This is a genomic window from bacterium, from assembly GCA_022616075.1.
Lineage (GTDB): Bacteria > Acidobacteriota > HRBIN11 > JAKEFK01 > JAKEFK01 > JAKEFK01.
Map to the genome: position 1 here is coordinate 1 of JAKEFK010000109.1, position 14481 is coordinate 14481.

At 49.8% G+C, this 14481-nt stretch carries 15 protein-coding genes; 5 read left to right on the forward strand and 10 right to left on the reverse strand.

The features are described from left to right. Positions 1-123 precede the first annotated feature (123 nt). The 3 genes from L0156_09195 to L0156_09205 are packed head-to-tail and all read left to right on the forward strand — an operon-like array spanning position 124 to position 2897. Positions 124-1524 (forward strand): MATE family efflux transporter, encoded by a 1401-nt coding sequence (locus L0156_09195; protein ID MCI0603177.1) that lies wholly within the window; start codon positions 124-126, stop codon positions 1522-1524. An 11-nt stretch (positions 1525-1535) separates the two neighbouring features. Further along, entirely contained in the window at positions 1536-2402 is an 867-nt protein-coding gene (locus L0156_09200) for an aminotransferase class IV (protein MCI0603178.1), read from the forward strand. 12 nt (positions 2403-2414) lie between these two features. Further along, positions 2415-2897 carry a hypothetical protein gene (locus L0156_09205; GenBank protein ID MCI0603179.1) on the forward strand — a complete coding sequence of 161 codons (483 nt, stop codon included), beginning with the start codon at positions 2415-2417 and terminating at the stop codon, positions 2895-2897. A 91-nt stretch (positions 2898-2988) separates the two neighbouring features. Here L0156_09205 and L0156_09210 read toward each other — a convergent pair whose 3' ends face one another. From L0156_09210 to L0156_09235, 6 genes are all read right to left on the reverse strand, one after another. Continuing rightward, a complete protein-coding gene (locus L0156_09210; GenBank protein MCI0603180.1) occupies positions 2989-3513 on the reverse strand; it encodes a DUF1232 domain-containing protein in 525 nt (174 codons plus the stop codon). Between the two features lie 104 nt (positions 3514-3617). Next, positions 3618-4868 carry a hypothetical protein gene (locus tag L0156_09215; GenBank protein ID MCI0603181.1) on the reverse strand — a complete coding sequence of 417 codons (1251 nt, stop codon included), beginning with the start codon at positions 4866-4868 and terminating at the stop codon, positions 3618-3620. Further along, on the reverse strand, positions 4865-6247 hold the full coding sequence (locus tag L0156_09220) for a tetratricopeptide repeat protein (protein ID MCI0603182.1): 1383 nt from the start codon (positions 6245-6247) through the stop codon (positions 4865-4867). Before L0156_09220 ends, L0156_09215 begins: the two co-directional genes overlap by 4 nt. After that, on the reverse strand, positions 6180-7466 hold the full coding sequence (gene hflX, locus L0156_09225) for a GTPase HflX (GenBank protein MCI0603183.1): 1287 nt from the start codon (positions 7464-7466) through the stop codon (positions 6180-6182). Before hflX ends, L0156_09220 begins: the two co-directional genes overlap by 68 nt. A 54-nt stretch (positions 7467-7520) precedes the next feature. Continuing rightward, on the reverse strand, positions 7521-9104 hold the full coding sequence (locus L0156_09230) for a glycosyltransferase family 39 protein (protein MCI0603184.1): 1584 nt from the start codon (positions 9102-9104) through the stop codon (positions 7521-7523). A gap of 115 nt (positions 9105-9219) precedes the next feature. Then, positions 9220-9687 carry a hypothetical protein gene (locus L0156_09235; GenBank protein ID MCI0603185.1) on the reverse strand — a complete coding sequence of 156 codons (468 nt, stop codon included), beginning with the start codon at positions 9685-9687 and terminating at the stop codon, positions 9220-9222. A gap of 92 nt (positions 9688-9779) precedes the next feature. Between L0156_09235 and L0156_09240 the strand changes: the two genes are divergently transcribed. Further along, positions 9780-10775, forward strand: a complete 996-nt coding sequence (locus L0156_09240; protein MCI0603186.1) for a pyridoxal-phosphate dependent enzyme — start codon at positions 9780-9782, stop codon at positions 10773-10775. 204 nt (positions 10776-10979) lie between these two features. Here L0156_09240 and L0156_09245 read toward each other — a convergent pair whose 3' ends face one another. Continuing rightward, a complete protein-coding gene (locus L0156_09245) occupies positions 10980-11609 on the reverse strand; it encodes a DUF4282 domain-containing protein (GenBank protein MCI0603187.1) in 630 nt (209 codons plus the stop codon). Between the two features lie 76 nt (positions 11610-11685). On the opposite strand from L0156_09245, the gene L0156_09250 reads away from it, so the two are divergent. Further along, positions 11686-11991: a hypothetical protein gene (locus tag L0156_09250; protein MCI0603188.1), complete on the forward strand. Its 306-nt coding sequence runs from the start codon at positions 11686-11688 to the stop codon at positions 11989-11991. 12 nt (positions 11992-12003) lie between these two features. Here the strand turns inward: L0156_09250 and L0156_09255 are convergent, their stop codons facing one another. The 3 genes from L0156_09255 to L0156_09265 form a co-directional block, all read right to left on the reverse strand. Next, complete coding sequence (locus L0156_09255) at positions 12004-12819, reverse strand: energy-coupling factor ABC transporter ATP-binding protein (GenBank protein ID MCI0603189.1); 816 nt, start codon at positions 12817-12819, stop codon at positions 12004-12006. Then, positions 12803-13642, reverse strand: a complete 840-nt coding sequence (gene cbiQ / locus L0156_09260; GenBank protein MCI0603190.1) for a cobalt ECF transporter T component CbiQ — start codon at positions 13640-13642, stop codon at positions 12803-12805. Before cbiQ ends, L0156_09255 begins: the two co-directional genes overlap by 17 nt. Beyond that, a partial coding sequence (locus L0156_09265) for an energy-coupling factor ABC transporter permease (GenBank protein ID MCI0603191.1) occupies positions 13639-14481 on the reverse strand: 843 nt, incomplete at its 5' end. The genes cbiQ and L0156_09265, both read right to left, overlap by 4 nt.

Sequence of the window (14481 nt, forward strand, 5' to 3'; positions counted from 1 at the left end):
ACTTCTGCGGTTCGGAGTTCCTTTGTTCGATATTCTGCGGTTTAATATCCTTTTGCGAAAATCCTTCTAAAAAAACAAGAAGTTCAACGTCAGTAGTACTCGTATATCATAGGGGATTCCATTATGGCCGAAACAACGTCGACACTGTGGTCTGACTTGCGCGAAGCAGTTCGCGGAAGCCATTCGCACGATTACACAGAGGCTCCGATGGGGAAAGCTGTGCTTCTGCTGGCTGTGCCGATGGTTCTGGAAACTTTCATGGAATCGATTTTTGCGGTTGTCGATATCTTCTTCGTTTCCCGCCGGGGTCCGGCCTCTATGGCAACGGTTGGGTTAACAGAAGCGATGTTGACGATCCTGTACTCGATTGCAATCGGACTGTGCATGGGTGCAGCCGCGATCGTGGCACGGCGAACCGGAGAGAAGAATCCGGATGGCGCTGCAATTGCGGCGGTTCAGGCGATCCTTCTTGGAGTTGCTGTTTCTGTGCCCATCGCGATTTTTGGTGGATTCTTCGCGCCGCAACTGCTCGGTTTGATGGGCGCTTCCCAGGAAGTGATTCGCGTAGGCGCCGGCTATACGCGCATGATGTTTGCCGGAAATGCAACGATTGTCTTTTTGTTTTTGATCAATGCAATCTTTCGCGGAGCCGGCGATGCAGCCATCGCAATGCGCGTACTCTGGTTTGCAAATGCCATCAACATTGCGCTGGGTCCTTGTTTTATTTTCGGTCTCGGTCCCTTTCCTGAGCTCGGAGTTACGGGAGCGGCAATCGCCACAAATATCGGACGTGGAACGGGCGTTCTGTACCAACTGAGCAAGTTGATTCGAGGTCATGGCCGCATTCAGATCCGCCGGGAACATTTGAAACTGGACACGTCCGTTATTCGTTCGATGATTCGAATCTCCGGCACCGGAATTATTCAATCGCTGGTGGGAACAACCAGCTGGCTTGGTTTGATCCGGATTCTTTCCGGTTTTGGCAGCGCAGCAGTTGCAGGGTATACCGTTGGAATCCGCATCATCATTTTCGCATTGCTTCCTTCCTGGGGTATGAGCAACGCTGCAGCCACACTTGTCGGACAAAACCTCGGCGCCGGCAAGCCGGATCGCGCTGAAAAATCCGTCTGGATAACTTGCAAGTTCAATTTTTACTTTCTCGGTAGCATCGGATTGCTTTTCATTCTTCTCGCAGAACCGATTATTGCGATTTTTACAACGGATCCGACGGCCATGCCTTACGCGATTCTATGCCTTCGCATCGTAAGCTTCGGATTTATCTTTTACGCCTACGGAATGGTTTTGACGAATGCTTTTAACGGCGCAGGAGATACAGCAACTCCCACTCGCATCAACCTGTTTTGTTTCTGGCTGTGGGAAGTTCCTCTCGGATGGTTGCTCGCAAGGACCTTTGGTTTCGGGCCAACCGGAGTCTTTCTCGCGATCACGATTGCCTTTTCCACTCTTGCGGTTGTCAGCGCAATCCTGTTCAAGCGTGGTCACTGGAAAACAAGGAAAGTGTAGAATCAGATCTTATGGAACAAGTGATCAATATTGATGGAAAACTGCTCCCGGCAGCGGAAGCCAGAATTTCGGTTTTCGATCGGGGGTTTCTTTTCGGCGATAGCATTTATGAAACACTGCGTACGTATGGCGGGAAGCCATTTTTAATGGATCGTCATTTGCAGCGTTTGGTGAACTCAGCAAACATGCTGTTCATGGAATTACCGGTGGATCTGCAGGAGTTTTCGCGGCAAGTCAGCAGAACGGTGGAAGCCTCTTCTAACGTGGAATGCTACATCCGGATCATTGTCACGCGCGGCGCAGGCAGGATTGGTCTGGATGTGAATCTCAGCAAACAGCCGAGCTACGTAATCATTGTAATTCCGCTGGAACCTCCCTCCCCGCAATTCTATGAAACTGGCATCAAGGTTTCGGTTGTATCGGTGCGCCGCAACGACATCACGACTCTGAATCCAAAAATCAAAAGCAGCAATCTTTTAAACAATGTTCTTGCATATGTTCAGGCAAAGAAGGAAGGGTCGTTTGAGGGAATTCTTTGCAACATGGCGGGGAATGTAGCCGAAGGAACCGGAAGCAATATTTTCATCGTGCAAAACGGAAAATTGAAAACTCCGCCGCCGGAAGCCGGTTTGCTGGAAGGTGTAACACGAGCGTTGACTCTGGACCTTGCGGCCGCAGAAAACGTTCCGTTTGAAGAAGCGCATTTCACACCGCGGGAGCTGCTACAGGGTGATGAATGTTTCATAACAAGCACGACCAAAGAGATTCTTCCTGTCAGACAGGTGGATGGCAAAGAGTTTTCGGTCGTGCCGGGGCCAGTTACAAAACGATTGATGCATGCGTATAAAAAATTTGTAAAGCATCAACAGATTGGTTAAATTATGGAAACCATGGATGATATGCTGCGCGTCACCTATTACCAGGAAATCATACCGGGAGAAGGCATCAATGCTGATTTTACGATTGAGCCTGATTCGATCACGCAGCGCTCTGATGGAATTGCACCGGGTGATTATCTGGCAGGTCCGCTGCAGGGAACTTTTGTGCTGGATTTTCCCACCTTTGACCGCTGGCGCAGAGTGTTGTGCCGTGCGGCTCTGGAATTTGAAGCAGAAAGTGTCTGGAGCAGTCCCGATGCTTTTTCCGGCGAACCATTCTACGAGCTCATTCAGTGCGAAAGGCGGAATGTGTTCGGGCCACGCACGAGTTTGAAACTCGCCGAAGATTTCACAAAAATGGAAGAAGAAGTAGAACAACGAGCTTCTACACAGGTGGAGCTGAAGGAATTTCAGTTTTTTATGGATATCTACCAGCTTTTTAAGAAAGCGTTCGTCGTTTCCAGCAACTCCGGCTGCACAATCTTTTCTAACTGAATCAGAAGCACCGCAGAGACGGTAAGACACAGAGAATAAACAGATTTTTTCCTATCTTTGCGCCTCAGAGTCTCTGCGGTGTTGCTAAGGCTTACTGCACTGTATCCGTTTTTTTCTTGCGGGGTTTCTTTTTCGGTGTTTCTACCGGCACCAGCGCTTTTTCGACATGTCTTCCGATCCACATCTGAATTTTTTTGACAATCGGTTCCGGAACGAGAACCTCGGCATTTTTCATCCCCTTTTGAACCGTTTCCAGCAAGTCTTTTTCACCGACCCAATGCGACCGAACGATAGCAGGATCGACCCAGTTCAGGATCACATTCAAAGCAAAAGCACTGAGAACGAAATCATCCAGCATTCCGAAGAGACCGCTAAAAATCTCTGGAATGAAATCAATAGGAGCGAAAATGTATGCGAGCACTGCTCCTACGAAAATCTTTACTTTCTTGTCGACTCGCGAATCCATGAGAAGACCAATCAAAAGACGGGCAAAGTGCATTACCGTTCTTGCATAACGGATCAGCCTTTCTCTGATCCGTTCCGGTTCTCCAGCAGTGAGAGCCTTCACGCCTGCACTGGAACTGTTCGGTACTTCATACTCGGTTGATGAATTCATTTCAAACTCCTGACTAAAATACAATATATATTTTAGCTACGTGTTGCACGAGGAATATGTTCGCTGCCAGAGCTCCGCAGGCGAGACGCCCCGCGCTACTTTGTTTATTCTGCCGAAAGAACGATTATGACGCGGCACTCCTTCAATACAGTTGTTTCCGCTGCGATTTGTTGGAGTTTCGCCATGTCTTCTTCATTCAGAACGAGATTCGTTTGCATCTTTCCGTCCGCGGCGATGGAGGAGAGAATCAAGGGATTGTCGCCCTGTCTGCGCGGTGTTTTTGCCGGCGCAGTTTGCGCAGGATAACTCACACGAATGACGAGCGCCTTCGGAAACAGTTTTGAAATAGATGCATCGCGCGATACGACAGCGTAGGATGCCATTCCACGCTTCTGCAAATCCTCTTTATTCACCTGGCCGACTGCGTACACCTCTTCTTTCTTCTCATTTTGAATTTTCGGGAAGAGGGAAGCATTCGCTTGCACCTTTCGGGCATCGATCACCAGACCCGTAAACGCGCGCGCGTCTGACAGTGGAAACTTTTTCGCTTCTGCTCCTGCGCCCGGAGGCGTTTCCTTGTCGGGCTGAACCGGCTGTTTTACCGGAGGTGGAGGCGGTGGAGTATAGTAACCGAGCACAGCCAGCGTTAAGCCTTTCACTCCGCGGACCGGAGCCTGAACTGTGACGTGCACAGTCGTTCCTGTTTTGGATTTCGTCACAACTTCTGATCCTTGAACAAAACCCTCTAATGCAAAACTCATTCGTGGCTCTTGACCTGTTCTGTTCCGGTCATCCAAGGGAATGTCTTTTATGATTTCTAAAAGATGCGCCCTCGCATCTACTTCCGCCGCTCTTGTGGCTTTGTCTTCTCCATTCGGACCTGTATCCGTAATCTCTCCTTTGCCATGAGCGATGATAAAACCTTCGCCCCAATTTACTTCTCCCTGCGGATATTTCTGAACAAAGCTGTTCATCGAATCGCCGAGCCTCTCGCGTTCCGGCTGCTGGCTTCTTACATACTCCGCTGGAACCAGGACTTCTGCCTGAATCTTTACCCAGTAACGATTCTTCCTTTGTTGTTCCGCCAGAACTTGAAACTTCAATTTTGCCGCCGCAGAGGCAATGATCTTTCGTGCTTCGGGAAGCTCCTCTATCCGGATGAAGGTCCCGTACGCTTTTTCGACAGCTGCCCGCGCCGCCATGGACAATGCGATGGTACGCGCTGCGGCCACATCGTCGTTTTGAATAGCAACATCCTGTTCAGCCGTAACGGCGACCATTCGCCCATCCTGCGAAAAAACGAAAGTAGCGATTTGACAGAGAAGTAATAGAAGAAGAGCAAACCGGTATTTCATAAAGACTCCGTTAATGCTTTGAGTTTATTGACCACGGACATTGCTTCGGCGCCGGATACTCTGCGCGAAGCATGGAAGCGTCCATCCGCATCCAGACTGATGACCTCTGATGAGAGCGGCCGTGCGACAAGACGATAATACAAATGACCGGGCGGAATATCCGGAATCACCAGATCAGGATTTACCGGAAATTGTTTTTGACCGCTCAGTTCGACTATTTCCAGGATGCGCGACGCAGCTTTTGCAAGCTCCACTTTGGTCACCAGCTGACTCGGCTGAAAAGTACGATTGGGATAGACGTCCATAATTCCGAGACTCACGACTTTTTGAATGTAATTTTGCGCCCAGTGCTGAATGATATCTACAACGATTTGTTGATTTTCCGATCTGTACTTCTGGAGCGTTTCCAGGTTTACTGCGAGGTACGCTGCCAGTTGAGCGCGCGTAATCTCGGGAGAATTCGGAATGCTCTGATATTCCACCGGTAGATTTTCGATGAAGATTCGCTTTTTTACATCGTCCAAACGCTGCTGGATAGCGGTATCGCCGGGCTTTTGCAGCGCAATCTCTTCATAAAGAATTCTGGCTTGCTGATAGTCTTGAAGTTGAAACAAACAATCCGCGAGCTGATTTTTTACGGCAAGATCCTCCGGAGATTTTTCGATCGCGATCCGCAAATAATCAGCGGCCTCCCGGCAGTTGTTCTCTTTCAAAAGAATTGTGGCAATCTCCACCGGTATCTGTGGAACCTCCGGTGCCATGTTGTGCGCCGCTTTGAGGTATCTCAATGCTTCCTCAGGATTGGATTCTGCAAGCTCGCGGCCCTTGTTTAAATATTGCTCCGTCGCTTTCAATTTTAGAATATTTTGCGCCTGTCCAAGCGCCGGATAGTCAGGATCGATCCTGGCTACTTCGCTCAACTCCTCCAGAGCGAAGGTATACTTCTGCTGGCCTTCTAATACATTAGCAAGAAGGAAGTGAGCCTGGGCATAATCCGGATTGATTTCGATTGCTTTACGGATGTAACTCTCGGCGTACTCGATATTGTTTTCCGCGAGGTAACTGTATCCGAGCGCAAGATAAGCCGGATAGTAATCAGAAGATTTCTGCACAACGCGAAAGAGTTTTGCTCTCGCTTTTTCCTGATTCCCACGGAGATATTCCGCATAACCGGCTCGATAATCAGGATTTGGGGCAAGCTCGGTCCCCCGCATCGGATCCGCAAGACCTGCGTTTGGCGGAACGACTGGCGCAGGAGTGGTAGCACACGCTGAAAGGAGAATTAAGGCAAACAGGAGCAGGAAAAGGGAATCAGGAATGCGCGTAGTGACGCAATTTTTCAGCGAGTTTTTTGGGAACCTCAACGTCCAGTTCAACATGTCCATCTGTATAATTTTTGCCGTAAACTTTGCCCTGGTGGTGGAGCTGCGCGATCAGCGACTGCTCCTGCAGCGGGATGGATAACTGAACCCGTTGCCAGAACGCTTTCAGCGTATTTGCGATTGCTTCGACCAGCTCCTCGAGGCCTTCGCCTGTCTCGGCTGAAATTGCAACGACTTCTCCGAGCCGATTGCGGAAAGATTGTAACATGCTGGCATCGTTTTCTAACAGATCGATTTTGTTCAAAACGTGAAGCACCGGCTTGTGATCCACGCCCAGTTCTCGAATCGTCTGACTCACTGCCTCGATCTGTTCGTCCACGTTCGGGTTGGAAGCATCGATGACATGCAAAAGGACATGCGCCTGAATGACTTCTTCCAGAGTTGCGCGAAAGGCGGCGATCAATTCGTGTGGAATTTTTTGGATGAATCCAACCGTATCTGAAATCAATATGAGCTGTTTGTTTGCTGCACGAATGCTTTTCATGGCAGGATCCAGAGTCGCAAAAAGGATCGGAGATGCAAGACCTTTGGAACCGGTCAGGCGGTTGAACAGCGTGGTTTTTCCGGCGTTAGTGTATCCAATTAAGGCAACGATCGGCAGAGGGATTTCGCTGCGAGAACTGCGCTGAAGCTGCCGGATCTGTTTTACATGTTCCAGTTGTTTCAACAGGCGGGTTCTGCGTTCGCGCAGCCGCCGTCTGTCAAACTCCAGTTTTGTTTCTCCGGGGCCTCGTGTTCCGATACCACCGCCGAGTCGCGAAAGCATCATCCCTTTTCCCGTCAATCTTGGCAATAAATAATCAATTTGCGCGAGTTCCACCTGGAGTTTGCCTTCCGAAGTTTTGGCGCGTTGCGCAAAAATATCCAGAATGAGCTGCGTACGATCCAGCACTTTTCGATCCAGCAATTTCTCGATGTTCCGCATCTGAGCGGGCGAGAGAGGGTCATCGAAGAGCACAACATCGATGTCATGGCCGTCGCAGAATTCTTTGATCTCCTCAAGTTTTCCTTTGCCGCAGTAATAGGCCGGGTCCATCCTGGGTTTCTCCTGAAGATACATCTTTTTTACATCCGCTCCGGCAGTAACCGCGAGCGTGCTGAGCTCTTCAAGAGATTGTTCCTCTTTCCATTTCCCGGAGCGGCGCGTGTAAATTCCGACCGCTACGGCTTTTTCCTTGGGCGGGAGTAGATTGGTTAGATGAGTCTTTTTATGCAAGGGTACTACTCTCTATTATAGAAAGTGACGCAGTAATGAGCAATGAGTAATGAGTTAGACTCCCGGCAATCTGGGCATCGAGTATTTATCACGGGTGGCGTGAGGCCGGTGAGATTGAATATTGAATTGAGGATCAAGGTTCCGTTTGTACAATTCCAGGAATCCGTTCCGTCCGATCAAAGCAAAATGTTTGTGGAATTCCGGATCATCGTGTAGTTTTTTCCAGACCCTATCATCCTGTGTCATGAAAACCCAGCCAACAACTTTCTCCGGATGAGCGTAAGTCACCGCATCATTCCAATAAGGTTTTGCTCCTTCATGAACATATCGTTTGACCGGCATTTTGAGATCGTATAACAGCGGTGCAATGTCTCCCATCGCAGCCAGGATGAGTTTGCCGTCATCGTGCTTCTGTACATAGGAAACCAGGCCCGCCTGCAGCGCCAGGTTCTCAGAATCGCGCATCGACTCATCCAGGAGTTTGCTGGATCCAAGTCTGTAAAACGGACTTGTGAGCAGGACGTGTGAAGTCCAGACCAGAAATAGAAATGTGATCAACCTGGATTTGCCGGGCCAGTACGATAAAAAGTACAGGGCTATTGGAACGAAAGGAAGGCCGTAGCGAATCCGGGTCGGATGGTTGTCCCAGTATTCATAAAGATAAAGAAGGAAAGGGCCAAGTATTGCGAGCGAGGCAAGGAAGCGCGTTTCACGAAATCTTTTGCGAAACAAAAGTATAACAGCTACCAAAGCAAATATCGTCCAATCGTAACTGATCAAATTCCCCAATGTGTAAAGAATCACCAGAAAACCCAGAAAAAAACTTCCCTGCGCAGGTTGGAAATCCGTGTGTTTGAAGCTGTGATCCATGTAAGCGTGTCCCGTGGTGTACCAGTTGATCCAGAAGGTAAGAACCATGGCCGCTACATTGGGAGCGCCCAGGATCAGAGCATCCACGAAAAAATTCTTGAAACCGCGTTTTTCCTTCCAGCTCAAGATCATGAGCAACAGGCCGAGACACGCGAACACAAACCAGTTCTCGTAACGAGTCAGAACGCCCAGCACTGAAAACAACGAAGCAGCAAGCAGAAATTTTCTCCGTTGTCGCATGAAGAACAACACAAACAAATAAACGGAGGCGATCAAGAAAAGCAGCGACAGATTTTCAGTCAGTGGCGTTGTCTGCAGGTAGAGCATATTCGGGTTCGTAATGTAGAGGACGGAAGTACAGAACGCTGCAAATCGATCAAAAATCGTCTCAACCAGTCTGAAAAACACCCACGCCGTCGCGACGAAACAAGCCATGGAAAGGGGAGTGCCGGCCAGGCCATTGAAATACAGATAGTCGTTCTGGACGAAAGGAAGATAAAGAATATGCGGAAGCGGAAGCCAGAAGGCTCCGATTTGCCTGAGTCCGGGGTTCAGGTTATCAAAGATTCTCCGCGGGACGAGGAGATGGCCTTTCGCGTCAAAGTGGGCAATGTGCAGATTGTTGCTGGCAAAGAGCCACGTGGCTATGCAGGAAAGCAAAACGGCGCTGCAAAGAATGACAAAAAGATACGGAAAGGACTGGCTGTTTATGAAATCGTAAATTTCGGACAGTCTTCTTTCGCGTTTTGAATCGTGAATTTGTACCATTCCGTCTCAATGTTTGTAGTAGCGACTTCAGCGCTAATTTTTTTGTAGCGAATGAATTCGCTACTACGAACCGCACCGTATCATATCACGCAAGCTTGAGACGGCTCTATTCGTTTTACATTTCTTTGAGCTCAGGCCACTGTTCGGTCAGCTCTTCTCTGATCCCAAATAAACCATCCAGCTTCCAGTTGTTACTTTCCCTGATAAAGTAGACCTCCTGGCCATCCACGATGAGGGTGGCAACGCCTTCTTTATCATCCACATCTGAAGAACTTACGTTGGTTGATTTTGGGCCGCGGGGCTCAACCAGATCATTCCACAATGCTGACCTGTTCGCGAGGCCTTCTCCACACATTGCATTAAACTTGCCGTATTTCAACTCGCAAATGCGCAAGTATTTGGCGTCCCACCATTTCTTGTCTTCTTTCGGAAAACAATTCAAAGAGGCTTCCATTGCCATTGCGGTGCCCTGTCTGCGATTTTGAACATATCGTTCCAAGGTCTTTTCCGGAGTGCTGTAAATTTCTTCCCCCGAGCACCCCAATAAACTCAAAAGTAGTGTCGCCCAAAGATAACACTTCATGCTGGCCTCCTATCCCGATGCCTACGTTGCGCCGAATTGCAAATAGGATACCACGAACCGTCCGACGGCATTCCCACAAAAAGTGCGCAACTATGATGTTGATTCCGGAAACACCGTTGCTGATAGAATGGAGATTCATGATTGATCTTTCTGCAATTCAGCGAGCGGCTGCGATTCTTGCTCCCTACATCGAAAAGACTCCGCTAAGAGCGTCTGCTTTTTTTTCGGAGACTTCCGGCTTCGACGTGTACATGAAGCTCGAAAATTGGCAACCGACCGGTTCCTTTAAAGTTCGCGGTGCGCTGCACTTCGCTCACACTTTGAGCCCGCGCGAGAGAATCCAGGGTGTTGTTGCGTGGTCCGCGGGAAATCACGGACTCGGAGTCGCATATGCTGCAAAGATTCTTGAGATGCCTGCAGCGATCTTCGTTCCTGCTAAAACACCGCGCGCGAAAGTTGAAAAGTTCCGGCATTTTCCTGTTGATTTGCAATTTGCTCCCACATACGAGGAATGTGAGAAACAGGGTCGTGCTTTTGCCAAAACTGAGAATGTAACTATTATCCATCCCTACGATGACTGGCGAACCGTTGCCGGGCAGGGTACCGCTGGATTGGAGATCCGCGAAGTGCTGCCGGAGCTCGATGCCGTACTTGTGCCTGTTGGCGGTGGTGGACTGATCAGTGGGATTGCAATTGCCATGAAAGCACTCGATCCGGAAATCAAAATCATAGCCGTTCAGAGTGCAAATTCTCCCTCATTAATGGTTTCACTGAATGAGAAGCATTGTTATGAAGAATATCCGGTGGCGCATTCGATCGCTGAGGGAATAGCCGGCGGGATTGGTAGAATCGTTTATGAGCTTGCCCCACGTTACATTGATGAGATCATCAATGTGGATGAAGAAAAGATCAAGGATACGGTTTTGCAGTTAGTGGAGCAGGAACAAATGATTGTGGAAGCCTCCGGTGCTGCCGCGCTCGCCGCGCTTGATCAGATTGAATCCGTCCCGCATGGATCGCGTGTCGCCGCAGTCATTAGCGGCGGGAATCTAGATATGAGTCTCCTGCGCGAAATTCTGAACGCGTAGTGGCAGAGCATTTGCCATTGTGTTTTTTGTATAAGCTTGTTTCCTGACAGTACATGCTGGTCCTTGAAATTGCTTACTGCAAGCAAATGCTCTGCAGCCTCAAGAATGCTAGCAGAGCATTTTCACAAGAGTAAAAGTTTTTAAATCGCTCAGAGTCAATTTCCCGGATGTGTCACACTCAGGGGCTTGGAAAATGCTCTGCCACTACGATTCCTTTGATTTCTTCTCGGAACGCTCTAACAGTGTTGTCAGATCCTGTTTGATCCGGAAGATGATAATCAGGAATTCAAACCAGATTCGGACAAGAGCAATGTACAGTACGCCTACAAGTGGCGCGAGGATGATGGTTCCAAGAGCTGTAATGGCAAGCGTGAAACTTTCCAGTTTGATTGCAGAAATCAGTCCCCCGAAACCGGTAACGAAAATGACTCCAACTACGGAGAGAGCAATCACGACCACGAGGATTATGTAGATAACTGGAATAATTTTTCCAGTAATAAAGCTTTCAAAACGAAAATCAAGCAAGCTTTTCAGGATGCCGGCTTGCTTCTTGATCTCATCCTTATCAATTTTTGTGGAGATGGGCTGCTCAATCACGGCGGCCGGTCCTGGGGAATGCGCTGGAGGCACATAGGCGGGAGCAGGTGCCGGGGCAGGAGCTGGAGCCGCTTTAAATTGAGGGAGTTCCGCAGGGTCTGCCCACTGGGCCATGCCCTGGGTCCAGACAAGCACGCGTCGTCCCCGGTTTTTTTCTATCCGCGCCCGAACGTCCTCGAGAGAGAAATCTCCTTCCTGTTGCCCGTCTACAGACAAGTACCATCGTGTTTCAGCCATCGAGACCTCCTCGGAAAATGATATCACAGTTCGGAATAGATTGACGGAGCCCCTCTCGGAAATTATCTTATATACGATGAAAATAGCAACCAGAGCTAAAGAAAGGCCGGCCCTTGCCTGTCCGGTATGCATGTCGGATCGTCTCGAAGCTATCAGTCCGAGAATGGCAAAATGTGAATCCTGCGGCTTCATCTGGAACCATGAGGTTTCGGATAGAGATAATCTTCTATTGATTCTCGAGCATCAAGCAAAAGTCGAGAAAAAGAGTATTACAGTCCCACCTTTGCAACTGCTTCCACAGAAGCGTCTTCGCGTTGCGCGTCCCAGCGTTCCCGCGTCAGACGCCAAGACCAGACGACGCCAGACGCGACAGACACGATAGACGCGTCAGACGCTATTCTTCATGGGTGTGTCCATGAAAGCCGTGAGTATGGGGATGTAAGTGCACGATTTTCTCGTGCCGATGTGTGTGCTCGTGTATGAGATTGGTCTCTTCCAGGAGGCGTGCGTTTTCTAAAACCTGCGCCGGGGAACCATGGTATACGACTGAGCCATCCTGCATCACGTAGACTTCGTCACAAATCTCCTTAAGGATGCTCAGATCATGCGTCGAAGTCACGATCGTTTTGTGATTCTCTCCCCAGTGATGCAAAAGTTCGATTAAAACAGACTGAGTTCGCGGATCCAGTGCGGCCGTCGGTTCATCCAGCAAAAGCACATCCGGATCAATGACCAGTACAGACGCGAGCGCCACTTTTTTCTTTTCACCGATTGAAAGTCTGTAAGGCGGCCTTTCTCTCACCGACTCCAGGCCAAATTGCTCGATCGTGCGCTCAGCCTGCAAGCGAACTCTCTCTTTCTCCCATCCGAGCTGTAAGGGTCCAAAACAGATTTCATCCCAAACCGTTGGCGAAAACAATTGGACTTCAGGATCTTGAAACAGAAAACCGACTTGCCTTCGAAAAGTATAATGAAAAGATTCTTCCTGGAATCTTTCTTCGGTCAACTGAGTGCCGTTGAATTCCAGCACACCTTTCTGCGGGAAATAAAGCGCGTCAAGCAGCTTCAAGAGTGTGCTTTTTCCCGAACCGTTGGCGCCGATCAAAGCGATACGCGAAGAATGCGCCACCTGCATCGCCTCGATATTGACGGCAGGGAACTTGTTCAGATAGGAGTATTGGACGTTTGCGAGTTTATATAAAGCGTTCAAGAATTGTTTCCCAGAAGAATGTTACACCGGAAAGAGCCAAAAAAAGCGAGAACCAGAACCAGTCGCGCGGATGCGTCCGGAAATCCGTGAGCAAAACCGGCTCGCCTCGAAAACCGCGCGAAACCATTGCCAGATAAATCTCGCTGCTAAGCGAATAGGATTTGCCAAGCAACACTCCGGAAATTGCACCGATCCATTCTTTTGCCGTGCGCCATGCTTCGGGTCCGACTTTTCGACTCTTGCGAGCCAGGAACAACGAGTTTGCCGATTGAAGCAGTACGTAGATGTAGCGATACGTCATTGCCATCATGAAAACCAGCAAGTGAGGAAAGCCCATCCGCCGAAGCGCTTTCAGAAGCACGGGCCAGCGCGTCGTGAGAATCAACAACAGTGCAAAAGAAACAGACGTAACCACGCGCACAATCAGCAGAGTGGCGGCTCGCGAACCCTGATCGGTCACGATCAGGTTTGTGCCCGGAATGGCAACCAACGGTTCTCCTGGTGTCAGGAAAAGAGCAGGAAGCGCGATCAGACCCGTGTAAAGTGGAATGAAAAACAACAATCGCCGGAAAAAAGAATAGGACAGTAGCATGGAACCAGCAGCGAGGAAAAGCGCAACCGCAAGCAGCACTACTATGGGCATAATACTATGTGTAAAGGAGCTCGAGAGGATGAGCAGCAGGAGGCCGGCAATTTTTATGCGGGGATCGATCTTCTGAAGCCAGCCGGGGCGTCCGGCGGTTTCTTCTGCAAAGACGGAACCCTGGAGAACCTGCGTAAAACGGAGTAAGTTCTTTTCCAGATACGTGCGATAGTTGGTCATGCTTTGGGGAGGGATCGTCTTCCCAGTAAGGTTATCAAATAGAACACCAGCAGGATCAACACGATCCCGATTGCCGCCGATAGAGCATATCCGGTGCGTTCGCCAAGCCCCGGGATCGAGTAATCCGCGAAGGTCGCTTGCCAGAAGCTTTCCCATTTTTCCAGGCCTCGTGGCACAAAATCGAGTCCCATGTCCCGCAACTGCTCAGAGTTCCACTCTCCCCAGGCCGTACCGGGAGCGAGCAAACCAATGGGCGTAATAAACACCAGAAGGGCAAGCAGGATCCAAACAAGACGCATGCGCGCCCAGAATTGCGGGAGGGGCGTCTCCGGTTTTGCTGTAACGGTCAATAATTCCGGCGCAGAGTGCTGCAAAAATGCGATCGTTCCACCCGTCACAACTGCTTCGGCAAAACCCGCGAAAAGATGTCCGGTTACCATGGCGGGAACGGCGACATCCAGCGAATACGGCGCGTAAAGCGGAGTCCCATCCGCCTGATGCGCAAGGAGCGGTTGCAAGCCCAGTTCGATGCCGGTCAGCAAGCCCGAAATGTTGAGCGAAAGATAGCCGGCGATCGCCGCAGCGACCTGCTTTCCACGCGGCGTGCGGGCTTGAGCCATACTATATATGTAGTACGATGCAAAGACCTGCACAATTGCCATATTGAAGCAATTGGCCCCGATCGCAGTGATCCCTCCATCCCCGAAAAAAAAGGCCTGGATCACCAGGGCGATGGATACGGCCAGCACCGCCGGCCAGGGGGTGAGCACAATGGCCGCAAGACTTGCCCCGGCAGCATGTCCTGTCGTGCCACCCGGCAAGGGTATGTTGATCATTTG

Coding starts and splice junctions, on each gene's coding strand:
- L0156_09195 (MCI0603177.1), top strand. CDS start 124: ATGGCCGAAACAACGTCGACACTGTGGTCTGACTTGCGCGAAGCAGTT.
- L0156_09200 (MCI0603178.1), top strand. CDS start 1,536: ATGGAACAAGTGATCAATATTGATGGAAAACTGCTCCCGGCAGCGGAA.
- L0156_09205 (MCI0603179.1), top strand. CDS start 2,415: ATGGATGATATGCTGCGCGTCACCTATTACCAGGAAATCATACCGGGA.
- L0156_09210 (MCI0603180.1), bottom strand. CDS start 3,513: ATGAATTCATCAACCGAGTATGAAGTACCGAACAGTTCCAGTGCAGGC.
- L0156_09215 (MCI0603181.1), bottom strand. CDS start 4,868: ATGAAATACCGGTTTGCTCTTCTTCTATTACTTCTCTGTCAAATCGCT.
- L0156_09220 (MCI0603182.1), bottom strand. CDS start 6,247: ATGTTGAACTGGACGTTGAGGTTCCCAAAAAACTCGCTGAAAAATTGC.
- L0156_09230 (MCI0603184.1), bottom strand. CDS start 9,104: ATGGTACAAATTCACGATTCAAAACGCGAAAGAAGACTGTCCGAAATT.
- L0156_09235 (MCI0603185.1), bottom strand. CDS start 9,687: ATGAAGTGTTATCTTTGGGCGACACTACTTTTGAGTTTATTGGGGTGC.
- L0156_09240 (MCI0603186.1), top strand. CDS start 9,780: ATGATGTTGATTCCGGAAACACCGTTGCTGATAGAATGGAGATTCATG.
- L0156_09245 (MCI0603187.1), bottom strand. CDS start 11,609: ATGGCTGAAACACGATGGTACTTGTCTGTAGACGGGCAACAGGAAGGA.
- L0156_09250 (MCI0603188.1), top strand. CDS start 11,686: ATGAAAATAGCAACCAGAGCTAAAGAAAGGCCGGCCCTTGCCTGTCCG.
- cbiQ (MCI0603190.1), bottom strand. CDS start 13,642: ATGACCAACTATCGCACGTATCTGGAAAAGAACTTACTCCGTTTTACG.